The 22,522-nt window shown below is 67.8% G+C and carries 17 protein-coding genes and 2 pseudogenes; 4 read left to right on the forward strand and 15 right to left on the reverse strand.

What is annotated here, in order from left to right; all coding sequences use genetic code 11:
• Positions 1–135 precede the first annotated feature (135 nt).
• Positions 136–1,560 carry a PLP-dependent aminotransferase family protein gene (locus tag J8I33_RS30040; RefSeq protein WP_209939654.1) on the reverse strand — a complete coding sequence of 475 codons (1,425 nt, stop codon included), beginning with the start codon at positions 1,558–1,560 and terminating at the stop codon, positions 136–138.
• A 510-nt stretch (positions 1,561–2,070) separates the two neighbouring features.
• On the opposite strand from J8I33_RS30040, the pseudogene J8I33_RS30045 reads away from it, so the two are divergent.
• Positions 2,071–2,427: pseudogene (locus J8I33_RS30045) on the forward strand (ABC transporter substrate-binding protein); the annotation flags it as partial.
• A 30-nt stretch (positions 2,428–2,457) separates the two neighbouring features.
• On the opposite strand, the gene J8I33_RS30050 reads toward J8I33_RS30045, so the two are convergent.
• The 9 genes and pseudogenes from J8I33_RS30050 to J8I33_RS30090 all read right to left on the reverse strand — a co-directional run bounded on the left by J8I33_RS30050 (position 2,458) and on the right by J8I33_RS30090 (position 14,258).
• Positions 2,458–3,378, reverse strand: coding sequence for a hypothetical protein (locus tag J8I33_RS30050; RefSeq protein WP_209939655.1), 921 nt, complete (start codon positions 3,376–3,378; stop codon positions 2,458–2,460).
• Between the two features lie 77 nt (positions 3,379–3,455).
• A pseudogene (locus J8I33_RS34895) lies at positions 3,456–3,548 on the reverse strand (competence protein TfoX); the annotation flags it as partial.
• Between the two features lie 56 nt (positions 3,549–3,604).
• Positions 3,605–5,341, reverse strand: coding sequence for a site-specific integrase (locus tag J8I33_RS30060; RefSeq protein ID WP_209939656.1), 1,737 nt, complete (start codon positions 5,339–5,341; stop codon positions 3,605–3,607).
• A gap of 129 nt (positions 5,342–5,470) precedes the next feature.
• Entirely contained in the window at positions 5,471–6,739 is a 1,269-nt protein-coding gene (locus J8I33_RS30065) for a nitrate/nitrite transporter (protein WP_050014166.1), read from the reverse strand.
• 15 nt (positions 6,740–6,754) lie between these two features.
• Positions 6,755–7,543, reverse strand: coding sequence for a peptidylprolyl isomerase (locus tag J8I33_RS30070; RefSeq protein ID WP_050014165.1), 789 nt, complete (start codon positions 7,541–7,543; stop codon positions 6,755–6,757).
• Positions 7,544–7,555: 12 nt separating this feature from the next.
• Positions 7,556–8,239, reverse strand: coding sequence for a respiratory nitrate reductase subunit gamma (gene narI / locus J8I33_RS30075; protein ID WP_050014164.1), 684 nt, complete (start codon positions 8,237–8,239; stop codon positions 7,556–7,558).
• Between the two features lie 24 nt (positions 8,240–8,263).
• The gene (gene narJ / locus J8I33_RS30080; protein ID WP_209928381.1) at positions 8,264–8,965 is read right to left on the reverse strand and encodes a nitrate reductase molybdenum cofactor assembly chaperone; all 702 of its coding nucleotides are present in this window, start codon (positions 8,963–8,965) and stop codon (positions 8,264–8,266) included.
• Positions 8,962–10,497 (reverse strand): nitrate reductase subunit beta, encoded by a 1,536-nt coding sequence (gene narH / locus J8I33_RS30085; protein WP_089490303.1) that lies wholly within the window; start codon positions 10,495–10,497, stop codon positions 8,962–8,964. Before narH ends, narJ begins: the two co-directional genes overlap by 4 nt.
• Positions 10,494–14,258 (reverse strand): nitrate reductase subunit alpha, encoded by a 3,765-nt coding sequence (locus tag J8I33_RS30090; RefSeq protein WP_209939657.1) that lies wholly within the window; start codon positions 14,256–14,258, stop codon positions 10,494–10,496. The genes narH and J8I33_RS30090 overlap by 4 nt, the downstream gene beginning before the upstream one ends.
• Positions 14,259–14,820: 562 nt before the next feature.
• Between J8I33_RS30090 and J8I33_RS30095 the strand changes: the two genes are divergently transcribed.
• On the forward strand, positions 14,821–15,876 hold the full coding sequence (locus tag J8I33_RS30095) for a tetratricopeptide repeat protein (protein WP_348636034.1): 1,056 nt from the start codon (positions 14,821–14,823) through the stop codon (positions 15,874–15,876).
• An 82-nt stretch (positions 15,877–15,958) separates the two neighbouring features.
• Here the strand turns inward: J8I33_RS30095 and J8I33_RS30100 are convergent, their stop codons facing one another.
• Together J8I33_RS30100 and J8I33_RS30105 are read right to left on the reverse strand one after the other, a co-directional pair.
• A complete protein-coding gene (locus J8I33_RS30100; protein WP_027786097.1) occupies positions 15,959–16,150 on the reverse strand; it encodes a DUF2964 family protein in 192 nt (63 codons plus the stop codon).
• A gap of 13 nt (positions 16,151–16,163) precedes the next feature.
• Positions 16,164–16,643, reverse strand: coding sequence for a universal stress protein (locus J8I33_RS30105; protein WP_209928371.1), 480 nt, complete (start codon positions 16,641–16,643; stop codon positions 16,164–16,166).
• A gap of 298 nt (positions 16,644–16,941) precedes the next feature.
• Here J8I33_RS30105 and J8I33_RS30110 point away from each other — a divergent pair, with 298 nt between their 5' ends.
• Both J8I33_RS30110 and J8I33_RS30115 read left to right on the forward strand, forming a co-directional pair.
• A complete protein-coding gene (locus J8I33_RS30110; RefSeq protein ID WP_209928367.1) occupies positions 16,942–17,703 on the forward strand; it encodes a fumarylacetoacetate hydrolase family protein in 762 nt (253 codons plus the stop codon).
• A 31-nt stretch (positions 17,704–17,734) separates the two neighbouring features.
• Positions 17,735–19,147 carry a 3-deoxy-D-arabino-heptulosonate 7-phosphate synthase gene (locus J8I33_RS30115; protein WP_209928365.1) on the forward strand — a complete coding sequence of 471 codons (1,413 nt, stop codon included), beginning with the start codon at positions 17,735–17,737 and terminating at the stop codon, positions 19,145–19,147.
• 46 nt (positions 19,148–19,193) lie between these two features.
• On the opposite strand, the gene J8I33_RS30120 is transcribed toward J8I33_RS30115, so the two are convergent.
• The 3 genes from J8I33_RS30120 to J8I33_RS30130 all read right to left on the reverse strand — a co-directional run bounded on the left by J8I33_RS30120 (position 19,194) and on the right by J8I33_RS30130 (position 22,259).
• Positions 19,194–20,246: an AraC family transcriptional regulator gene (locus J8I33_RS30120; protein ID WP_209939659.1), complete on the reverse strand. Its 1,053-nt coding sequence runs from the start codon at positions 20,244–20,246 to the stop codon at positions 19,194–19,196.
• Positions 20,247–20,394: 148 nt separating this feature from the next.
• Positions 20,395–20,721 (reverse strand): hypothetical protein, encoded by a 327-nt coding sequence (locus J8I33_RS30125; RefSeq protein ID WP_124557104.1) that lies wholly within the window; start codon positions 20,719–20,721, stop codon positions 20,395–20,397.
• 32 nt (positions 20,722–20,753) lie between these two features.
• Positions 20,754–22,259: a hypothetical protein gene (locus J8I33_RS30130; protein WP_204384602.1), complete on the reverse strand. Its 1,506-nt coding sequence runs from the start codon at positions 22,257–22,259 to the stop codon at positions 20,754–20,756.
• Positions 22,260–22,522: the final 263 nt, after the last annotated feature.

Here is a 22,522-nt window from a genome sequence, read left to right on the forward strand (position 1 = left end):
TGGCTAACACTTCCCCTTGCCGGGCGTGTAGAGGACTTTCACCTCCAAGTGAGTGCGCCCTGCCGGGCGCACCAAAAACAAAGCCGGCACGAGGCCGGCTTCTTGATCGAAACACAACGTACCACAAACGCCCCTTCACCGCATGCACGCCACGGCCAGCTTCCCGACCGTGATCACCGCCTGCTCGATCTCCGGCGACCACGGGCTGCTGTAGTTCAAGCGGATGAAGTTTCGATAGGTGTCCGCGATCGAAAACATGTAGCCGGGGCCGATCGTGATCCCCTGCTCCAGTGCAAGCTGGTACAACCGCATCGCATCGACCTGCGCGGGCAGCTCGACCCACAGCACGTACCCGCCCGCCGGGCTCGACATGCGCGTGCCTTCCGGAAAGAACCGCGACACCATCGCGCGCATCAGGTTCGCCTGCTGCGCATACGCCTTGCGAATCCGCCGCAGGTGATGTTCGTAGCCGTCGCGTTCGAGAAACTCCGCGATCGCCAGCTGCGGCAACGACGGCGTCGCGAGCGTATTCAGGAACTTCAGCTTCTCGACCTGATCGCGGTAGCGGCCCGGCAGCGCCCAGCCGATCCGGTACGCGGCCGTCAGGCTCTTCGAGAACGACGAGCAATGCAGCACGATCCCGGTCCGGTCGTAGGATTTCAATGAACTCGGATGCGTATCGCCGAAATACAGTTCGTTGTACACGCCGTTCTCGATGATCGGCATCCCGGCTTTCGTTGCGAACTCAACCAGTTCGCGTTTGCGCTCGTCCGGCATCTGGAAACCCAGCGGATTCTGGAAGTTCGGCATCACCATGCACGCGGCGATCGGCTGCGACTTCGCGATCGCGGCCAGCGCCGCGATGTCGATTCCGTATTCCGGATGCGTGGCCACCTCGATCGCCTTCATCCCCATCCGCTCGATCGCGTGCAGCATTGCGTAGAACGTCGGCGATTCCACCGCGATCGTGTCGCCCGGCTTCGCGACCGCCTGCAGGCACAGGTTGATCGCCTCCGTCGCGCCGACCGTCACGATGATCTCGTTCGGGTCCACCGACATCCCGTTCTCCAGGTAGCGGCGCGCAATCTGCCGGATCAGCCGCGGATGGCCGGGCGGCAGCCCGTCGGTCACGCCCCACAGCGACTTGTCGCGGCCGGCCGCATACGCGTAGCGGTTCAGTTTCTCGAACGGGAACAGGCTCGGGTCCGGATACGGCGAGCCGAGCGGCACCGCGTCGTCCGTGCCGATCGAGCGCAGCGTCGACAGCACGAGCCGGCTCACGTCGACCGACGACGAGATCGCGATCGGCTTCGACGGCCGCAGTTCGCGCACCGGCGCGTGCCCGTCGTCGCGCCGCAGGTTCACGAAATAGCCCGACTGCGGCCGGCTTTCGAGCAGCCCGCGGCTTTCCAGCAGCAGATACGCATGCAGCACCGTCGTGATGCTGATCCGGTGCTGCTGGCTCGCCTGCCGCACCGACGGAATCCGGTCGCCATGCCGGTACACGCCCTGGCGGATCAGGCGCTCGATATCGTCCGCGAGTTTTTCATAGAGTTTCATCGTGCGCCTCCCGCCGACGCGCCCGGCCGCGCCGTCAGGCCGTGTGAACCCGACACGCACATGTTTCGCCCGCCGAGCGGGCCATCGTGATTCCTGATCTTCCCCTCCGGTTTTGCCTTTTCCATCGCGCTGGCTCTCTCTTGAAGATGCGCCGGCAGGATTCCGGAACAGCTGGATCTGCGGCACTGTGCACTTGATGATTGGATCTTAAGAGAAGAACAGTTGGCGGCAAGTACACACCTCGGACGCGCGAACAAGAGTACAGTTCGGCGCGCATTACGCATGATGGGAAAACTGTACGTCTTAAGAAATGGCCGGACGGTCGGTTAGCCTGCACGAGGCCGCCGGATCGGCCTGGACGCCGCCGTACCGGCGAGGCAATTGGGAGGCACTACTGCAGGGTTTTCGTTGGGAGAGCCACACGATGCGGTCCACGATCGAACACGTAGCCGCGCGTAGCCGCACGTGCCAGATTGATGCGCACGCCGAGCCCGAGTTCCGCGCGGTCGACACGCGGGCGAAGGCACGCAGGATCTGGAGCCCGGCCCCGCGCTCGACAAGCTGCCGTCGGCCGTCGCGTTCGCGCAGCGCTACAAGCACTACAAGGCGCGCTTCAACCAGGACGTCGAGCTGTATGCGCCGTTCGCGTACGACGCGGCGCTCGCGATGATCGCGGCGGTTCGCAAGGCCGACTCGCCCGATCGCCGCAAGATCGTCGCGAGCCTGCCCGGCGTGTCGGTCACCGGCGTGACCGGCAAGATCTCGTTCGACGAGCGCGGCGACCTGATCAAGCCGCCGTACACGCTGTTCCGCGTCGAACAGGGGCAGTGGCACAGCATTCGCACGGTCGGCGGCGCGTCGAACTGATCGACGCCGAGCACCAGGCGGCAGGCGGCGTCATCGCGCCGCCTGCTGCCGCTGCACCTCCTGCGCTTTCATCTGCAGATACGCGCCCCGCTCCACTTCGTGCAGTTGCTGCGGATACTGCTCGGTCGCGTCGAACCAGCGCGCGAGGCGCTGGTCGATCGGCTTGTCGAGCGTCGCGAGATACGTGTCGATCGCGAGGTAGTAGCGCATCGTGTTGCGCTCCAGCAGCCCGCGCACGCCGCCGACGTACTGCGGCTGCCCGGCCGATGCGGCGCCGACGGTCGTGAACCCGACCTTGTCGCTGCCGACCGTCGCGAGATAGGTCTTCATCGCCATCCGGCCGACCGTACCGAAACCATACGAATACGTGAGATGCAGGAACGTGCGCGACGCGCCGACCGGCACGGCCTCGAGCGCGATCCGGTAATCCTTCGTGCCCATCGGGCCGCTGTCGGCGGTCAGGTCGACCTGGAAATAATCGGGCGTCGCGGCCGCCACGCGATAGCGGAACTGCACGCGATAGGTGTCCGACAGCTTTTGCTCGATCTTGCGGCCGAGGTTCACGTCGAGCACCGGGCCGTTGCCGCCGCTCGACGCATGACAGTACTTGGTGTTCAGGTGCAGGATCAGCACCGCGCACCAGTTCGCGGGGCCTTGCGCGGGATCGTTGAGCTGGCCGTTCACGGCCGCGAACGGATAATCGACGACCGCGTAGATGTCGCCCTTCAGCGACGACGACGCCTCCGACGATTCGAGCACCACGGGCCGGTGAAACGCGTTGTCCTTCAGTTGGGGCCCGAGGCTGCGGTAGCGGTCGAGCAGCGCGGCCGCGCCGCTCGCGCCTTCCGCGCCGAACGACAGCGCGCTCCAGCCGACACACAGGGTCACGACGAGCACATGCCATGCGCGGCGCGCCGGGCGCGTGCCGCGCGTCAATGCGGATGTCTCCATGTTGGTACTCCCTGGCGCACGATGGTCGCGTGCATGTGTCACAGAATACGCCTGGCCGCCGCGCGGCGTGGCGCGGCGCCGTATTCGCCGAACATCTTGCGGGCCGATACCGTACCGGCCGCCGCGATCTGCTCGACGATGAAATCGACCGTGCGCTGGCTCGACGCCATACGAACCCCCGGGATCGAAACATCGTCTGACCGGCGCCGATGCCGCGCCGTTCCACTCATTTGTCGATGCCGAACGCGCTCGACATCTGCCGCGCCCGCTTCACGTCGTCGCCATGCAGATAGATCGACGTCGTCGAGATCGACGCATGCCGCAGGTTGTCGCGCACCGTCGTCAGCTCCGCGCCGCGCGCCAGCGCGTGCGTCGCATGCGTATGGCGCATCCAGTGCGGGCTCGCCTGGCGCAGCTTGTGCGCGAGCGCCGGGTGGTCGGCTTCGACGGCGTCGGCCGTCTGCGCGAAGAAACGCTGCATCACCTTCCACAGCCGCACGCTGGTGATCGCGGCTGCGTCGTCTTCCGCCAGGCTCGGAATCAGCGGCGTATCGGGCCGCCAGCGCGCCGGCGTAACCGGCAACCGGCGCGCGACCAGATAGCGGTCGAGCGCGGTGCGCGCGAGCGGCGGCAGCGCGACGCGCGCGGCCTTGCTGCCCTTGCCGATCACCTTCAGCCACGCGTCGCCGTGCGCGTCCGTCTCGATGTCGCCGAGCGTCGCGCCGACCAGTTCGCTCGCGCGCAGCCCGGTCGCATAGCCGAAATCGAGAATGAAACGCAGCCGTTGCGCGGCGGCCGGCGTCCAGCCCGACTGCGGCGCACCGTCGCCCGCGCGCTGGCCGAACTCGAGCCCGTCGGCGATCGTGCGGACCAGCAGCCACTCGCCTTCGGTGAACGCGTGCGACGTATCGAGCGCGGTCGCGCCGCGCGTGTCGCGCACCTTCACGCCCGCGAACGGATTCGCGAGCAGGTAGCGCTGCTCGATCAGCCAGCGGAACAGCGCACTGAGCACCGACAGCGTGTACGCCGCCGAGCGCGCGGACAGCGCGCCCGAGAACGGCCGCCAGTCGGGCGCGCCGCGCGGCCGCACGGGCCCGACCCAGCGCTCGTGCGGCGTCGGCCGCCGGATGAACGCGCGATACGCGAGCGCGTCCTCGGTCGTCAGCGACGACAGCGCGCGGCCGCGCTCGACGATCGCCCACAGGATCAGCCGCTCGGCCTCCTTCCGGTACGCGCGCCGCGTCGCGGCCGATTCGTGCAGCGACAGCCACGCGTGCACGGCCGCGTAATCGTTGTCCGCGTCGAGCGTGCTGGTCGCGCGCGGCGCGCGGAACGTGCCGGCCGAGCCGTCGACTTCGTGCGGCAGCTTCAGGTGTTCCCACGGCACGATGCTGCCGCGCGGCGTCGCGGCGATCAGCGCGCGCGCCCGTTCGGTCAGGTCCGGATGCGCGGCGAAGAACGCGTCGATGCGCCGCGCGCTGGCCATGCCGAGGCCCGCGATCGCCCGCCACCACTGGCGCCGGCGCGGAATCCGCACCGTCAGGTCGGCGAGCGTCGCGATCCCGTGCGCACGCAGTGCCACGACCGCGCGCGCCGGCAGCCACAGGCCGACGTCGTCGCTGATCTGCGGTGCCGGCGCGCGTGCATGGCGCAGTTGGGCGATCGCGTCGGTGGCCGCTTTCGCCTCCCGCAAACGCTCACCGTCCGCATGGCCGAGCCGTTCCGCGAGATCGGGGCGGCCAACCTGCCGCGCGACGCGCACGAGGCGACGGCGGATCGCGCCGATCACGCCGCGCGCCGAGCGCCCCGCGCCGAGCCGGTCGGGCAGGTAGCGTTCGACGGCCTGACGCACGGTCATGCCCGCGTACCACGCGCGCAGCGCGGCCAGTTCGTCGGCGTCGGGAAAGCCTGCGGGCGCAGGCGCGGAATCGGCGGAATGCGATGAAGCGAGGCGCGGTTTCATGGGCGCCAGTTTGACAGAAGCGCGCGCGGCCGGATACGTCGCGCGCGCCCTTCCGAACGGGACGATGCGCTGGCGCGACCCGGGCTCCCTCGGGCATCGCACCGGCGCATCGGATCGATCGAAAGGAGGTCAGCCCGTGACGACGGGTGTGCGCCGCACTTCCGACAGGTAAATGAGGATCAGCGACACCCACACGATTCCGTACAGGAACATGAAGCACGTCGTGCGCACGCGCAGCAGGTCGAGCAGCATGCCGAACAGGATCGGCAGCAGGAAGCCGCCGAGCCCGCCCGCGAGCCCGACGATGCCAGTCACGACGCCCATGTTGTCCGCGAAATCGTCGGCGACGTACTTGAAGGTCGACGCCATCCCGAGCGCGAACACCGCGCCGAGCACGAAGGTCAGCGCGACGAAGCCGGCCACCGGCATCGCGACGTTCAGCGTCGCGGTTCCGTCGATCGTGTGAATCACGAAATCGGTCGCCGGGTACGACAGCAGGAACAGCGCGATCCACGCGACCCACAGCCCCCACCACGTGACCGCGTGCGCGCCGAAGCGGTCGGACAGCGCGCCGCCGAGCGCGCGCAGCACGGAGCCCGGCAGCGAGAAGCCGGCCGCGAACGCGGACGCCATCACCAGCGACATCCCGTATTCGCTCTTCAGGTACTGCGGAATCCACAGCGACAGCGCGGTGAAGCCGCCGAACGTGATCGAATAGTACTGGCAGAGCCGCCACACGCGCGGGTCGCGCAGCACCTTGAACGAATCGAGCATCGATCCGCCGCGCTTGCCCGCCCCTGGATCGGGCGCCGACGCGAACCAGAAGATCAGCGCGGTGACGAGCAGCGCGACCGCATAGATGCGCGGCACGAAACGCCAGCCATACGCGTCGAGCAGCAGCGGCGTGACGAACAGGTTGACGGCCGCGCCGCACGTGCCCGCGCCGAACACGCCCATCGCGAGCCCGCGTCGCTGCGGCGGGAAAAACCGCGCGACATACGGCGTGCCGACCGCGAACGACGCGCCGACGCAGCCGAGGAACAGCCCGATCAGCAGGAACTGCCACAGCTGCGTCGCGTAGCTGACGACGTAGACGGGCACCGCGCACACGACGAGCAGCACCGTCATCACGATGCGACCGCCGAAGCGGTCGGTCCACGTGCCGAGCGGCAAGCGCATCAGCGCGCCGGTCAGCACCGGCGTCGACGTGAGCAGCCCGAACTCCGTGCTGTTCAGCCCGAGATCGGTGCGCAACTGCACGCCGAGCACGCCGAACATCATCCACACGACGAAACACACCATGAACGCGAGCGTGCTCGCGGCCAGCACCGACCACGCACGCAGCGGAACGGCCGGTGCGTTCACCACCCGCCCGGCATTACCTTGTTGAGTTGCCATACGCCAAACCCCGTTTCATTGAACCAGCGGCCCGTTCGCACCGTCGAATTCGACGCCTTCGACGCGTGCGCCGCCCGCGAGAATCGCCACGTACTGCCGGATCGCCTGCCGCCGCACGCGCGCCGCGAGGTACGCGGCGATCTGGTCGGCGGCTTCGTCGAACGGCACCGTGTCGCCCGGCACGCGGCGCTCGATGCGCACGATGTGGAAGCCGAAGCGCGTGTTGACGAGTTTGGGCAGCACGCCGGTGCCGTCGGTATCGAACAGCGCGGCCTCGAATTCCGGCACCGTGTCGCCGCGCAGCAGTTGCCCGAGGCTGCCGCCGACTTCCGCCGACGGGCAGTTCGACGACGCGCGCGCGACCGCTTCGAACGTATCGGGCGCGGCCACCACGTCGGCGAGCACCTGTTCCGCGCGCTGCCGCAGCGGCGCGAGCGGCACGCGGTCCGTCATCGCGAACAGCACGTGGCTCGCATGGACGATGTCGTCGCGGCGAAAGCGCGCCGGGTGCTGCGCGTAATAACGCTCGCAAGCCGCGCGATCGGGTTCGGGCACATGCGTGAGTTCGCGTTCGAGCAGCGCGTCGACGGCCGCGTCGTCGAGCGGCGCGCCTTCGTCGAGCAGCGCCAGCGACACCGCGCGCTGCCGCAGCAGCTCGCGCACCGCGAGCGTGCGCCGCGCCGCGTCGAGCGGATCGGCTGCATCGTGGTAGTGCTCGGCTTCCGCCGAGATCGACGCAGCGTCGATCTCGATGCCGTTGACGATCAGCGGCATCGTCGCGACTTCGGAAAGAACCTCGTTCATGCTTTTTCCTCCTCAGCGCTTGCGTACGAGCTGGTACGGACGGATCAGGTACGCGATCGACGCGATCCCGCTCCAGATGTGCACCATCCGCGTGAACGGCGACACGAGGAAGATCGTGAAGCCGAGCAGGATGTGCAGCCGGTACGTGAGCGGCACGCCGACGAGCAGGCTCGCGATGTCCGGCCGGAACGTGACGACGCCCTTCACGTAGTCGGTGAGTTGCTCGAACATCACGCCGTCCATGTGGCGCGTCGACAGTACGACCGTGCCGAGCCCGAGCGCGAGCTGCGCCCACAGCATCAGCACGATCACGATGTCGGACGTGCGGCTGTTCTTGCGGATGCGCGCATCGCCCAGGCGGCGCCAGATCAGGATCGTCAGCCCGACGATCGACGCGACGCCGGCCGCGCCGCCCGCCACCATCGCGACCAACTGGTGCCCGGACGCCGACAGGAACGGCGACACGAGCCAGTGCGGCGCCAGGAAGCCCGCGAAGTGCCCGAGCACGACGACCAGCACGCCCCAGTGAAACAGGTTGCTGCCGAGCCGCAGCATCCCGTGGCGCAGCAGCTGCGACGAATCGCTTTTCCACGTGTACTGCTCGCGGTCGAAGCGGATCAGACTGCCGACCAGTAGCACCGCGAGACAGATGTACGGGTAGATCCCGAACAGGAACTGATGCAGGTAAGCGTTCATGTGTTTCCCCAGTTGGGCCCGCGCTTACGCGCCGCGGGCCGGCCGCTTGTCGTGGAACCGCACCGTCTGCTCCGCGGTCGCCGGTGTTGCAGCGCCGACGAAGCGCACGGCTTCGTCCGCATACGACGCGTCGAGCGCGCGGTAGTCGTCGGCGCTCGGCCGCTCGGCGGCGACGTCGTCGTCCGCGGCGGCCGGTGCGTCGACCGGTGCGAGGCCCGCCATCGGCAACAGCGCGCCGACGACGAAGCTGTAATGACTGCCGCGCTGCGCGAGCTGGCCGGCCACCGCGCGCAGTATCTCGCCGGTTTCAGCGAGCAGGCTGCGCGCATCGGGCGCCGGCAGCCGCGACAGGTATTCGAGGAACACGGGCAGATAGTCGGGCAGTTCGCCCGGGTTCAGGAACAGCCCGTGCCGCTCGTACATCTGCAGCAGGTCGACCATCGCCTGTCCGCGGTCGCGCGATTCGCCGTGCACGTGCTCGAACAGGTGCAGCGACGTCGCGCGGCCGCGATCGAACAGCGCGACGTAGTTCTCCTGCAGCGTCAGCAGGTCGCGCTCGCGCATGTACGCAAAGAACCGTTCGAACCCGGCGCGTACCGTCCTCGGCAAACGCGCCGCTTCGCGCAGGTGCGTTTCGACCGAATCGAGCACGTCGACGAGCGCGTCGTCCGGATAGTCGAGCAGCGCGGCGAACGCCGCATAGGTCGGATCGGGTGCGGTGCTCATCGGGAGACCTCGCGGATCGGAATGGTCCGTGTGCCCTTCTCCTTCTTCGCGCTGAACAGGCTCGCCGACGACCGGCCGTCCGAACAGCCGTTGCCGAACGAGAAGCCGCACGACGCGCGCAGGTCGTACGCGTTCTCCGCATACTCGCGATGTGTGGTCGGGATCACGAAGCGATCCTCGTAGTTCGCGATCGCGAGATAGCGGTACATCTCCTCGACCTGCGCGAGCGACAGCCCGACCTGGTCGAGCACGGCGCGCGCGTCGATGCCGTCGACGTGGCGCGCGCGCATGAACGCGCGCATCGCGAGCAGCCGTTCGAGCGCGAGCTTCACGGGCGCTTCGTCGCCGGCCGTCAGCAGGTTCGCCAGATAGCGCAGCGGAATGCGCAGCGATTCGACGTCCGGCAGGTAGCCGTTCATGCCGAGATCGCCACTGTTGGCGGCCGCGTTGATCGGCGACAGCGGCGGCACGTACCAGACCATCGGCAGCGTCCGGTATTCCGGATGAAGCGGGAACGCGATCTTCCAGTCGATTGCCATCTTGTAGGTCGGCGAACGCCGCGCGGCGTCGATCCACGCGGCCGGCACGCCGTCGCGCTCCGCCTGCGCGATCACGGCCGGGTCTTCCGGATCGAGGAACAGCGACAGCTGCGCTTCGTACAGATCCTTCTCGTTCTCCGCGCTGGCCGCCTCGCTGATCCGGTCCGCGTCGTACAGCAGCACGCCAAGATAGCGAATGCGGCCCACGCAGGTTTCCGAACACACGGTCGGCTGGCCGGCCTCGATACGCGGATAGCAGAAGATGCACTTCTCGGCCTTGCCGCTCTGCCAGTTGTAGTAGATCTTCTTGTACGGGCAGCCGGACACGCACATGCGCCAGCCGCGGCACTTGTCCTGGTCGATCAGCACGATGCCGTCTTCCTCGCGCTTGTAGATCGAGCCCGACGGGCACGCCGCGACGCACGCGGGGTTCAGGCAGTGCTCGCACAGGCGCGGCAGGTACATCATGAAGGTGTTCTCGAACTGCCCGTAGATGTCCTTCTGCACGTTCTCGAAGTTGGTGTCCTTCGCGCGCTTCTCGAATTCGCCGCCGAGAATTTCCTCCCAGTTCGGCCCCCACTCGATCTTCTCGAGCCGCTGGCCGCTGATCAGCGAGCGCGGCCGCGCGACCGGCATCGCACGCGTGTTGCCGGCTTCCTGAAGATGCGCGTAGTCGAACGTGAACGGCTCGTAGTAGTCGTCGATCTCGGGCAAATGCGGGTTCGCGAAGATCTGCGCGAGCAACCGCCACTTGCCGCCGAGTCGCGGCTCGATCCTGCCGTCCGCGCGTCGCTGCCACCCGCCACGCCAGCGGTCCTGGTTCTCCCAGTCCTTCGGATAGCCGATGCCCGGTTTCGTCTCGACGTTGTTGAACCACGCGTATTCCATCCCTTCGCGGCTCGTCCACACGTTCTTGCAGGTCACCGAGCACGTATGGCACCCGATGCACTTGTCGAGGTTCAGCACCATCGCGATCTGTGCGCGTATCTTCATGACGTTTCTCCGGTGCGGACGTTCGACGTATCGGTCGCGGCTTCTTCGCCGTCGAGCCAGTCGACCCTGTTCATCCTGCGCACGATCAGGAATTCGTCGCGATTCGAGCCGACCGTGCCGTAGTAGTTGAACCCGTACGCGAGCTGCGCGTAGCCGCCGATCATATGAGTCGGCTTCAGCGCAATGCGCGTGACCGAGTTGTGGATGCCGCCGCGCGTGCCGGTGATCTCGGAGCCCGGCGTATTCACGATCTTCTCCTGCGCGTGATACATCATCACCATCCCGGACGGAATCCGCTGGCTCACCACCGCCCGCGCGCACAATGCGCCGTTCGCGTTGTAGCACTCGATCCAGTCGTTATCGACCGCGCCGATCGCCTTCGCGTCGTCCTCCGACATCCACACGATCGGCCCGCCGCGCGACAGCGTCAGCATCAGCAGGTTGTCCGTGTACGTGCTGTGGATGCCCCACTTCTGATGCGGCGTCAGGAAGTTCAGCACACGTTCGGGGTTGCCGTTCGAGCGCGTGCCGACCATGTGTTCGTAGCTGCCCGTATCGACCGGCGGCTTGTACGCGCACAGCGATTCGCCGAATGCACGCATCCACGCGTGATCCTGATAGAGCTGCTGGCGGCCGCTCATCGTGCGCCACGGCACGAGTTCATGCACGTTCACGTAGCCGGCGTTGTACGACACGTGCTCGGATTCGATCCCGCTCCACGTCGGCGATGAAATGATCTTGCGCGGTTGCGCCTGGATGTCGCGGAAACGAATCTTCTCGTCCGCGCGCGCGGCGGCCAGGTGCGTGTGATCGATGCCGGTGATGCCGGACAGCGCGCACCATGCCTTCACCGCCACTTCGCCGTTGGTTTCAGGTGCGAGCGCGAGGATCACCTCGGCCGCATCGAGTGCGGTGTCGATCCGCGGGCGCCCTTGCGCGGCGCCGTGAGCGACCTTGTAGTTCAGTTCGCCGAGCAGCTTCACTTCGTCTTTCGTATCCCAGCCGATGCCCTTTCCGGCGTTGCCGAGCTTGTCCATCAGCGGGCCGAGCGACGTGAAGCGCGCATACGTGTTCGGATAATCGCGTTCGACCGCGACCACCGCCGGCATCGTGCGGCCCGGCACCGGTTCGCATTCGTCGCGCTTCCAGTCCTGCACGTCGAACGGTTGCGCGAGTTCGCCCGGCGTATCGTGCGCGATCGGCGCGAGCACGACGTCGCGCTCGACGCCGAGATGCCCGTCGCACAGCTCGGAGAAGCGCTTCGCGATCCCCTTGAAGATCTCCCAGTCGCTCTTCGATTCCCACGCGGGATCGACCGCCGCCGACAACGGATGGATGAACGGGTGCATGTCGGACGTGTTCATGTCGTCCTTCTCGTACCACGTCGCGGTCGGCAGCACGACATCCGAGTACATGCAGGTCGTCGACATGCGGAAGTCGAGCGTCACGAGCAGATCGAGCTTGCCGCGCGGCGCTTCGTCGTGCCACGTCACCTCCTCGGGACGCCGGCCGCCGGTCGCGCCGAGGTCCTCGCCCTGCACGCCGTGAGTGGTGCCGAGCAGGTGCTTCAGGAAGTACTCGTGGCCTTTGCCCGACGAGCCGAGCAGGTTCGAGCGCCATACGAACAGGTTGCGCGGGAAGTTGTCCGGTGCGTCCGGGTCCTCGCACGCCATCCGCAGCGCGCCGGCCTGTAACTGCCGCGCGACGTCCGCACCCGCCTGCGACGGGTCGCCCAGGCTCGCGCCGACCTTCAGTGGATTCACCGACAACTGCGGCGCGGACGGCAGCCAGCCCATCCGCTCCGCGCGCACGTTGTAGTCGATCGGCGCGCCGTGGAACCGCGACTTGTCCGCAAGCGGCGACAGCAGCGCGGCCGGATCCATCGGGTCGTAGCGCCACTGGTCGGTATGTGCGTAGAAGAACGACGTCGCATTCATCTGGCGCGGCGGGCGGTTCCAGTCGAGCGCAAATGCGAGCGCGGTCCACCCCGTCTGCGGCCGCAGCTTCTCCTGGCCCACGTAGTGCGACCAGCCGCCGCCGGGCTTGCCGATGCAGCCGCACATGATCAACATGTTGATGATCGCGCGGTACGACATGTCCATGTGGAACCAGTGGTTGATCCCCGCGCCGATGATCACCATCGACTTGCCCTGCGTCTTGTGCGCGTTCTCCGCGAACTGCCGCGCGACCGAGATCACGTCCGCGCGCTTCACGCCGGTGATCGCTTCCTGCCACGCCGGCGTGTACGGCAGATCGTCGTCGTAGCTCGCGGCCACGTCGCGCCCGCCGAGCCCCTGGTCGAGCCCGTAGTTCGCGACGAACAGGTCATAGACGGTCGCGACCAGCATGTCGCCGTTGCGCGTCGCGATGCGCCGCACGCCGATCCGGCGCGACAGCACGGACGCATGCTGCGTCGAGTTGAAGTGCGCGTGCGGCTGGTTGCCGAAATACGGGAACAGCACGTCGACCACGTCGTCGTGCGCGGCCGTGCACGACAACCGCGGCGACAGCGCCGCGCCCTTCGACGTCTCGCCGCGCAGGTTCCACTTGCCCTTGTCGGCGTCCGCCTGTTGACCCCAGCGGAAGCCGATCGAGCCGACCGGCACGACGAACTCGCCGTTCGCGTCGTCGATCATCACGGTCTTCCACTGCGGATGCGCGGCTTCGTCGAGCGCGTCGTCGAAGTCGGATGCGCGCACGAGGCGCTCGGGCACGTAGCCGTCGCCGTGCGGCACGAGCCGCACGAGGCACGGCATGTCGGTGTAGCGCTTGCAGTAGTCGGCGAAATAATCGCTCTTCCCTGCAAGATGAAATTCCTTCAGGATCACGTGGCCCATCGCGAGCGCGAGCGCCGCGTCGGTGCCCTGCTTCGGGTGCAGCCACAGGTCGCCGAACTTCGCGCCTTCCGAGTAGTCGGGAAACACCGACACGACCTTGGTGCCGCGATACCGCGCCTCGACGAGGAAGTGCGCGTCGGGCGTGCGCGTCTGCGGGACATTGGAGCCCCACATCATGATGAACGTGGAGTTGTACCAGTCGGCCGATTCCGGCACGTCGGTCTGCTCGCCCCAGGTCTGCGGCGACGCGGGCGGCAGGTCGCAATACCAGTCGTAGAAGCTCAGGCACACGCCGCCGATCAGCGACAGGTAGCGCGAGCCCGCTGCGTACGACACCATCGACATCGCCGGAATCGGCGAGAAGCCGACCACGCGATCGGGACCGTAGCGCGCCACCGTGTAGACGTTTGCGGCCGCAACGATCTCGTTGACCTCGTCCCAGCTCGCGCGCACGAAGCCGCCGAGCCCGCGCCGGCTCTGGTACGAGCGCCGTGCTTCATCGTCGTCGACGATCGAGCGCCATGCGTCGACGGGCGCGAGCGTGCGGCGGCGTTCGCGCCACAGCTTCACGAGCGCGCTGCGCACCATCGGATGCTTCAGGCGGTTCGCGCTGTACAGGTACCACGAGTACGACGCGCCGCGCGAGCAGCCGCGCGGCTCGTGGTTCGGCATGTCGGGACGCGTGCGCGGATAGTCGGTCTGCTGGGTTTCCCAGGTGACGATCCCGCCTTTCACATAGACCTTCCACGAGCAGGAACCCGTGCAATTCACGCCGTGGGTCGAGCGCACGATCTTGTCGTGCTGCCAGCGCATCCGGTAACCGTCTTCCCACTTGCGGTCTTCGTCGGTGACGGCGCCGTGCCCGTCTGAAAAGCGTGGCCTCGTGGTGGAGAAATAACGCAATCTATCCAGGAAATGGCTCATGGGGATCTCGTTTTTCCGGTCTTTGGCAGACCCTGATTATTTAAGGAGGGGAAATACTGGTTGTAAAGGACGGTCGGATTGGAATCAGTCCGCCTTCTGCATCCTTTTCGTCCGGCTCGGATGAATTGTCTTTCGGATCGACGTATCACAACTTGATACAAATCACGGCATCGTTCATCGAGCTGCAACGTCCAGAAATAGGGACTGATAGTGTCGCCTGCTATGCTTCGCACGGCAGTGCCGCGTCCTGCCGGTTCGTTTTCCGTTGAATCGGGACATCGGACTCAACCGCATCGAATGGCATTGAACGAACGACGGTGTCATGCGGAATCGCCGGCCGGCAGCGGGCCGTTCATGGAAGACCGCGCAATGCGTTCGACCGTTTTACCGGCCGTCGGCCAATGACATCGCCACCAATAAGAACCGCATTTTCATGACATCACGCCTTTCCACTGCCTGTGTCGCAGCAGCGATCGGGTGCGCCGCCCTGCCCGCCGCCCACGCCCGCACCTACGTCCCGCCGACGGCGTCGTTCGGCAACGGGGCTTACGTTCATCGATTCGTGTTGCGCGACCCGGTCACGCAACGACCGCTGCCGAATGCGCGCTATCGGCTGTTCCGGCCGGACCAGGCCATCGCGGGGCCGCCCGGCAAATCGGCCGAGCACGACAACGTGATCTTCGGCACGACGGACGCGGCCGGCCGCACGGCCAGGATCCGGCTGCCGAAGTTCCATCCGGAGCAGCAGTGGGTGTTCAACCCGATCATCGGCGAAGGCGAGATGGGTCAATCGTTCCGCCTGGTCGATTCGTCCAGCGACGCGCCGCTCGGCGGCGTGCCGTACGTGCTGGACGTCCAGGACGAATATCTCGCGTGCGGCTATTCGGATGCCCGTGGCAATACCTACTACGCGCAATCGCGTACGCGTCGGAACATCAATCTCTCCACCAGCGTGCTGATCGCCCCCGACGACACCGACTGGTGCGCGGGCCCGGGCGCGGCCATCGCGAACGGCACGAACGCGCCCGGCACGCCGGACCTGTACACGCAATATCTCGGCAGCCTGATCGCCAACGGCAACCGGGTCGGCGGCGAATTACGGCAGCAGATCGTCGCCAAGCTGCTGTCGCTGGCCATCTCGGAACGCGACACGGCGCGTATCGCCGCCGTGCTCGACCTCGGCGACATTTCCGACGATCACCTGAACGACGTCGGCTATCGGCTCGTCGACGCAGGCGTGGAAGTCGAGCGCGGGCTCGCGATGATCGACGCGTATCTCGCGAAGCAACCGGCGGATGCGTATGCGCTCGACAGCAAGGGTTGGGCGCTGTATCGCGTCGGCCGCCACGACGAAGCGCTCATGTGGTTCGACCGCTCGATAGCGACCTTCGCGGCGGACGGCGACGAAGCAAGCGCTGCACGCGAAGCGCATGCGACCGCGCTGGCGCACAAGGGCGAAGTGCTGTGGAAGCTGGGGCGCCAGGATGAGGCGCGCGACGCGTTCGCGCAGGCAGGGAAGATTCAGCCGGAGAGCACCGAGCTGGCGCAAACGTTGAAGCGGCTGATGATTGGGAACGGGCAGGACGACACGAACGCGCCGTCGATGACAAGCGACTAGGCGACATCGCGGCGGCGTAACGGCTGTCGCCAGTCGTCGCGGAACCGTCGACGAACGTGCGCCGCCGCCCCGCCCGTGCGGGTCACTCCTCGCCTTTCGGCCCCGGGTTCAGCATCACGACGAAGCCGGCGACGCCGACGATCAACGCGAGCGCGCCGCCGCGCAGCGCCGTCGCGGCATCGAACAGCAGGCCCGTCACGACGGCCATCATGCCGGCGAGCGACACGAACACTGCGATCGCCGCGACGACGATCCGGTACTGGCGGCGTATCATCGCGCGCGCCGCGTCATGCCGCGGCCGCGGCGGCCGCCGCGTCGGCGTCGTCGCCGCGAATCAGCAGCACCGGGCACTTCGAGCCGCGCACGAAACGCTCGGCGACGCTGCCGAGCAGCACGCGCCGGATGCCGCGCCGCCCGTGCGTACCGACCACCGCGAGATCGATCCCGTGCTCGTTCACGTAGCGTTGCAGGCGTTCCGCGACGTCCTCGCCGATGCTCTCGGTCTCGACGAGTTCGGCTTCGCCCTTCGCGCCGGCCAGCGCGATGATCTGTTCGGCTTCGCGCAGCACCTTGCGCCCGTCGTCGCGGATTTCCTCGACGAGCGCGTGCGGATCGAGACGGCCCGCATACGTAAACAGCACCGACTTGTCGACCACATACACCGCGTTGACGTGCGTGTCGCCCGCCAGCGCCACCTTCACGGCTTCGGCGAGCGCCTGTTTCGACGAAGCGCTGCCGTCGACGGCCACCATGATTTTCTCGTACATGCGAACCTCGCTGGGGTGAGTTGCCGCACGCGCTGTCGCGTGCGGCCATGCCACCATCATCGGCCGGCGGCGGGTCCGGATGTTGACGGCGGTCAAGCGCCGGCGCTACCGCCGCATGCGGCAAAGCGACGCGACGGGAAGCGGCCGGCTTGCGTTGTCGCTCAGCCCCCGAACCGGGCAGGCGATGCGGACGCCGCTGCCCTTTCGAGCGCCCATCGCGCCGAAGGCGCTATCATCGACTATGCGACTTTCGTCCGGCCCTTTTTTGCCGGCCCCACTTTCAACTCGCTCAACCGACATGACAACGACTACCGAACGCGTGGACGGCGCCGCCCAGCATCTCGTCGCCGCCCGCCATGCCGGCTCGCCCGGCCCGCTGTTGCCCGATGCACTGCGCCCCGACGACATCGACACCGCGCTCGCGATCCAGCAGCGCGTGGCCGATCTGCTCGGCGAACCCGTCGGCGGATGGAAATGCGCGCTGCCGCCGCCCGATCGCGTGATCCTCGCGCCGATCTTCGCGTCGACGATCCGCGAGGCCGATGCGCCGTACCGCGTCGTCGGCGGCCCGATCGTGCGGATCGAGCCGGAAATCGCGTTCGTGCTCGATCGCGACCTGCCCGCGCGCGAGCAGCCGTATGACGAAGGCGACGTGCGCGCGGCGATCCGGGAAGTGCGCATCGTGCTCGAGGTACTCGGCTGCCGCTATGCGGAACCGGCGCGCGCATCGAAGTTCGAGCTGCTGGCCGACGGGCAATTCAACCAGGGGCTGTGCGTCGGCCCGGTCGTGCCCGACGGGCTGAACGTGCCGCTCGCGACGCTCGCGCTATCGTTCGAAGGCGCGCTGAACCGCACGATCGACGGCCGCCATCCGGACGGCGATCCGCTGAAGCCGCTGGTATGGCTCCTCAATTTCCTCGCGTCGCGCGGCGATGCGGTGCGCGCCGGCCAGATCGTGACGACGGGCTCGTACGCGGGCGCGATCGACGTGCCGCTCGGCGATGCGCTGACGGTGCGCTTCGGCGAGCTCGGCAGCCTGTCGGTGACGCTGACCGCGTGACGGGTCAGGTCTCTTTCTCGCCCAGACCGCCATGTCGCTGACACCGCTTCCCGCCCTGCTCGACGCCATCCTGCGCGCCGTCGCGCGCCGTTACCGGCTGCCGCCGCTCGAGCGCGCGTCGTCGCTGACCGACGCGACGAATCCGGCCACCGCGCTGGCGATCGTGATCGAGGAAGCGCGCAGGTTGCGGGCGGACGGCCACGCGCCCGGCGCCGACTTGCGGCAGCGCTTCATCGATGCGCTCGCGCGGATGATCCGCGACGCGATGGATCCGTCATCCGGCGATCCGTCGTTTCAGGCGTCGGTGCTGCGTCACGATGCGCCGAACGTGCGCGAATACGCGTCGTTGTCCGCGCACGCCGAGCAGGACCGGCGCGCGCTCCACTCGGCCGTCAATGCGATCGCGCACCCGGCCAAGCTCGAACGAAGCGCCCAGGCCTGGCAACGCGACGGCCTCGCGCGCCTGCATGCGGCGGCCACTTCGGCGTCGTGGGCCGAGCTGCACGCGGCACTCGCGCATCTGCTCGCACTGCCCGAGATGGCGACCGACGCGGCGTTCGAGCAGGACATCGTCAAACTGAAGGACAGCCCCGCGCTCGAACGCATGCTGCGGCTCGATGCGCTGGCCGCGGACGAGGACGTCCGTCGCTACCGCGCGCTGTGGGTCCGGCAGGGGCCGCTCGTCGGCAGCACGGTCGCCGTCGCGCAGGGCGTCGCGTCGCAGCAGCGCGGCGCGGCCGTCGAAGCGCTGGCGGCGCAGGCGCTCGACGCACTGGCGCGCAGGCTCGACGCGGTGGACGAGCAGCGCACCTACCGCGTCGTCACGTCGATGCGCGTGCCGTCGTCGATCCCGGGCCGGCACGACCGCGCGAAAACCGAATGGGATGCGATCCTGCTCGAACGCGCGCGCGGCAACGACCCGGCACCCGCGTGGAACGTGCGCTTCCTCGTCGAGGCGAAGGCGTCCGCGGATGCCGCAACGACCGATCTGCCGCGGCTGCTGCGCGGCCTGACCCTGCTCGCGCAGGCGGCCCCCGACGCGGTCTATGCGTTCGAGACGCACCAGGGCACGGTACGCGTGCATGGCGCATCGCTGCATGCGCTGACGACCGACGAAGCGGCGCTGGCCCGCGAAGTGCTGTATTGCTGCGACGCGTCGGCGGATGCGACGCCGCGGCTGCTGAGCGCCGCGAGCCGGATGCAGCTGCTGTCCGCGCAGGCGAGCCTCGAATACGCGAGCGTGTTCGCGCAACGGCCGGATGCCGATCCGGACGGCCTCGGCGTCATCTGGCACGCGCTGCTGACCCTGCCGCAATGGCAGGCCGTGCTGCATCAGTACCCGTCGTTACGGCAGGTGCGTGAGCTGATGGTGGCCATCGACGACTTGCGCGCCGCGCTGGACGAGATGGACGACGGAGGCATCGCCAGCAGCGTGTGCGCGTGATGCGCGAATACAGCCGGCCGCCGCACGGCGCTCGCGCATGGACCGCTCAGTTGGTGAGCACCCCGAACGGCAGCGTCCACCCCGCCAGCCGGCTGCCGTCGCCCCAGCGCCCATCGGTCGCACCGCACGGCAGCAGGATCGGCGCGGCCGCGCACTCGAGCGTCTCCTTCGGCGTGTGGCCGAATTCCGCCTTGAACAGCCGGTGGAAATACTTCTCGTCGGGAAAGCCGTGCGCCCACGCGATTTCCGCGATGCGCTGATGCCGGCGCTGCGGATCGCCGAGCACGTGATACGCGTGACGCAAGCGCCGCCGCGTGATCTGCCGCATGACGCCGCCCTCTTCCTTGAACAACTGATAGAGACGCGCCCGCGACACGCCGATGTCGCGGCAGATCCGTTCGGGCGTCAGGTCCGGCTCCAGCAAATGCACGTCGATGTAGCGACGCACGCGGTCGACCAGCGCATGCTCGATCGGGCCGCGCGCGTCGTTCAACACCTGCGCGGTCGGCGACACCGCCGCGGCCAGCAGCAACAGCATCGCTTGCACGATGCTCGGCACGTCCTGCATGCGAAGATTCGGCAGGTTCCGGAACAGCGACAGCATCTGATCGGCGACCAGCCGGCCCACGCCGCTCGTCAGCGTCTGGCCGTGCATCCGCGCCGCATGGCTCGGCAGCAGGTAGCGGGGCACGACGAGGCTGATCACGTCGCCGGCCTCGACCTTGCAGTCGTTGATCTGCGCGACGTCGTAGACGAACAGGTCGCCGGCGCCCTTGATCAATTCGGGGCCGCCGGTATGGCTCGCGAGCCGACCGCCGAGCAGCAACGTGAAGCGGATCGAATCCTGCCCGTCGAGCCGGATCCGCCGGGGGGTGCGGCGAACCGTATAGGTCGGCGCGCGCGAGTGCCAGTGCCGGCCCGACAAGATCAGCGGGCCGAGCGCCGCGCCGCTGGCTTCCGCGTCGCACGGGCCGTGGCCGCCGTCGTCGTCGAGGCGATAGTCGCACAGCATGTCCTTGACCCAGACGTGGAACCGGTCCGGCTCGGGGTAGTCGATCGTGCGGAACTTGAAAACAGGGACAAATGCAGCTTGATCCATGACAGTTTTTTTATCGAACCGGCGGGCAGGAAAGAATCGGTTCGTCGATTATCGGACCAAATTGCGCGGGCGCAAGGCCCACGCGATGCATCGTCCCCCTAAGCGATCGACCGACGCCCGATGGCGGGCGCGGTCCTCATCGCGGCCATCAGCGTTGCGGATGGCATTCCCAGTTGTTGTACGTCGGCCGATCGATCGGCGTGAGCCCCGGAATCATGAACACCGTACAGCCGAAACGCCGCCCCTTGCCGGTCGTCGCGTCGTAACTCACCTTCTGGCCGCCGAGCCCGTCCTTCTTCCCGTACTGGACGTTGGCGATCGTGATCTCGTCCGACGACGCGAGCCCGAGCGTCTTCGCGGTCGACGTCTGCACGTCGACCATGTTCATCTGCGTCGAGCCGCACGCGGCGAGCACGAGGCCGGCGACCGTGACGCCCAGCGCGGTCCGTACGGTGCAATGCAAGGTTTGCTTCATGGTTTCTCCTTCGATTTCCCAATGCGAGGCGCTTACGTGCCCGGCGTATAAAAGCTGGCCTGGATCTGGCTGCCGATCGTCGCGACGTACGATTGCCAGAGCAGCGCCATCGCTCCCGTCGCGTTGACGGCCAGCGCGGGCCACGACGCGCTCTGCGGCGCCACCGTCGACGCGCTCCACGCACCCTTCCGGTAGCTGGCCGCGATCACGGCCGACGCACCCGGCAAACCGGTGTCCTGCCACGCGGCCGTCACGTTGCCGCCCGCATCGACCACGAGCGGCGGGTACTGGAGTGCCGCGCCGTTCAAGTGTTCGGTCAGCCGCTGCAACGGCCCCCAGTTGCCGCTGGCATCGGACACGCTCACCTGCAGCGCCGCGCCGCCTTCCGCCCACATCGCGGCGGCCACGCCGTTCTCGTTGACGGCGAGCATCGGCGTCGCGATGAAACCGGTCGGCTCGACGATGGCGGGCGCGACGGGTTGCGACGGCTGCCACCCGGTGCCGGACACGTAGCGTTGCGACATCGTGGTGGTGGTGAGCTTCCCGCCCGTCACGTCGAGCTGCCCCCAGAGCAGCGTGATGTCGCCCTTCGCGTCCATGCCGGCCACCGGCGAGATGATCGTCGTGAACAGGCTCGTGTTCGATACGGCCTGATTGACGTCGGTCCAGCCGTTGGCCGGGTCGTACGTGGCCGTCCACAGCGCCGAGTGCGTATGGTTGGTCTGCCGCCACGCGAGTACGGCGCGGCCGGACGACAGCACCGAGATCATCGGCCCCACGTTGTCGGTGTCGCCGGTCACCGCGCCCGGCCCGGTCTGCACCGGCATCTGGATCAGCGCCGTCGGCGACCACTGTCCGGACTGCGTGTAGCGCGTCCATGCGATACGCGTATCGAGCAGGCTGATCGACTGCGTCCACGCGACGAGCGCGTTGCCCTGGCCGTCGATGCCGGCCGAATAGGTCGACCCCGTCACGTCCGGCGCGACTTCGAACGCCGCGCCCCAGCCGCCGGCCGGGCTGTACGGGCGTGCCCACAGCGCATACGTGTTCGGGCCCGGCATCCATTCGGTCCAGAACGCGACGGCCTGCCCGCTCGCGTTGCCGACCACGCGCGACGGGCTCGAGCTCGTCGTGTTCATCGAATGCGAGCCGTCGCCCGTGTCGAGCCGCGTCGCGGTTCCCCAGCCCGAGCCAGCGGCATAGCGCGCGCCCCACATCTCGTTGCCGTTCGCGCCGGTCGGGCCGTTGGTCATCCACGTGGCGAGCGCATTGCCGCTCGCGTCGATCGTCACGCTCGGGGCGCCCTCCGGCCCCTTGCCGTCCACCGCGGCGGCCGTCGACCAGCCGGCCTGCGGCTGCGTGGCGCCGCCGCCGGTCGGGCCGCCTGTCGACCCGCCGCCGGGCGACGTCGAGCCGGACGGCGAACCGGGATTCGTCGGCGTCGACGACGACGCGCCGCCGTTCGTCGCGACATCGTCGCCGCCGCATGCGGTCAGTGCGAGCGCGGCCGCCATGACCATCCATGTAATGGGTTTCATCGGAATCCTCTTGTTTTCATTTGTCGGCGTACTCTCGTCTGCCGTTGGGCGGATACGACGCATCGTTTCGCCCGCACAATCGTTAAGCAATGCTATTGAACAGGCATGGAAACCGGCATCTTCCCGTGTCCATTTCATGATCGCTTCCGTCGTGCGGATCGACGCGAATGCCGCTTTCGGCAGCCCTCCCCGTCGTGCAGCGCGGCCCCCGTCAGGTCGTCCATCGTCGGACGTCCGCCACTGCCGGCTGCATCTTAATTCAA

Origin of the sequence: Burkholderia sp. AcTa6-5, assembly GCF_017815075.1 — a bacterium.
GTDB classification, from domain to species: domain Bacteria; phylum Pseudomonadota; class Gammaproteobacteria; order Burkholderiales; family Burkholderiaceae; genus Burkholderia; species Burkholderia sola.

Bases quoted from the DNA above. Each gene is read 5' to 3' on its own strand.
- narH (WP_089490303.1), bottom strand. From the start codon at position 10,497: ATGAAGATACGCGCACAGATCGCGATGGTGCTGAACCTCGACAAGTGC.
- J8I33_RS30070 (WP_050014165.1), bottom strand. From the start codon at position 7,543: ATGAACGAGGTTCTTTCCGAAGTCGCGACGATGCCGCTGATCGTCAAC.
- J8I33_RS30115 (WP_209928365.1), top strand. From the start codon at position 17,735: ATGTCGCTGACACCGCTTCCCGCCCTGCTCGACGCCATCCTGCGCGCC.
- J8I33_RS30120 (WP_209939659.1), bottom strand. From the start codon at position 20,246: ATGGATCAAGCTGCATTTGTCCCTGTTTTCAAGTTCCGCACGATCGAC.
- J8I33_RS30090 (WP_209939657.1), bottom strand. From the start codon at position 14,258: ATGAGCCATTTCCTGGATAGATTGCGTTATTTCTCCACCACGAGGCCA.
- J8I33_RS30105 (WP_209928371.1), bottom strand. From the start codon at position 16,643: ATGTACGAGAAAATCATGGTGGCCGTCGACGGCAGCGCTTCGTCGAAA.
- J8I33_RS30130 (WP_204384602.1), bottom strand. From the start codon at position 22,259: ATGAAACCCATTACATGGATGGTCATGGCGGCCGCGCTCGCACTGACC.
- J8I33_RS30100 (WP_027786097.1), bottom strand. From the start codon at position 16,150: ATGATACGCCGCCAGTACCGGATCGTCGTCGCGGCGATCGCAGTGTTC.
- narI (WP_050014164.1), bottom strand. From the start codon at position 8,239: ATGAACGCTTACCTGCATCAGTTCCTGTTCGGGATCTACCCGTACATC.
- J8I33_RS30040 (WP_209939654.1), bottom strand. From the start codon at position 1,560: ATGAAACTCTATGAAAAACTCGCGGACGATATCGAGCGCCTGATCCGC.
- J8I33_RS30060 (WP_209939656.1), bottom strand. From the start codon at position 5,341: ATGAAACCGCGCCTCGCTTCATCGCATTCCGCCGATTCCGCGCCTGCG.
- narJ (WP_209928381.1), bottom strand. From the start codon at position 8,965: ATGAGCACCGCACCCGATCCGACCTATGCGGCGTTCGCCGCGCTGCTC.
- J8I33_RS30065 (WP_050014166.1), bottom strand. From the start codon at position 6,739: ATGGCAACTCAACAAGGTAATGCCGGGCGGGTGGTGAACGCACCGGCC.
- J8I33_RS30050 (WP_209939655.1), bottom strand. From the start codon at position 3,378: ATGGAGACATCCGCATTGACGCGCGGCACGCGCCCGGCGCGCCGCGCA.
- J8I33_RS30110 (WP_209928367.1), top strand. From the start codon at position 16,942: ATGACAACGACTACCGAACGCGTGGACGGCGCCGCCCAGCATCTCGTC.
- J8I33_RS30125 (WP_124557104.1), bottom strand. From the start codon at position 20,721: ATGAAGCAAACCTTGCATTGCACCGTACGGACCGCGCTGGGCGTCACG.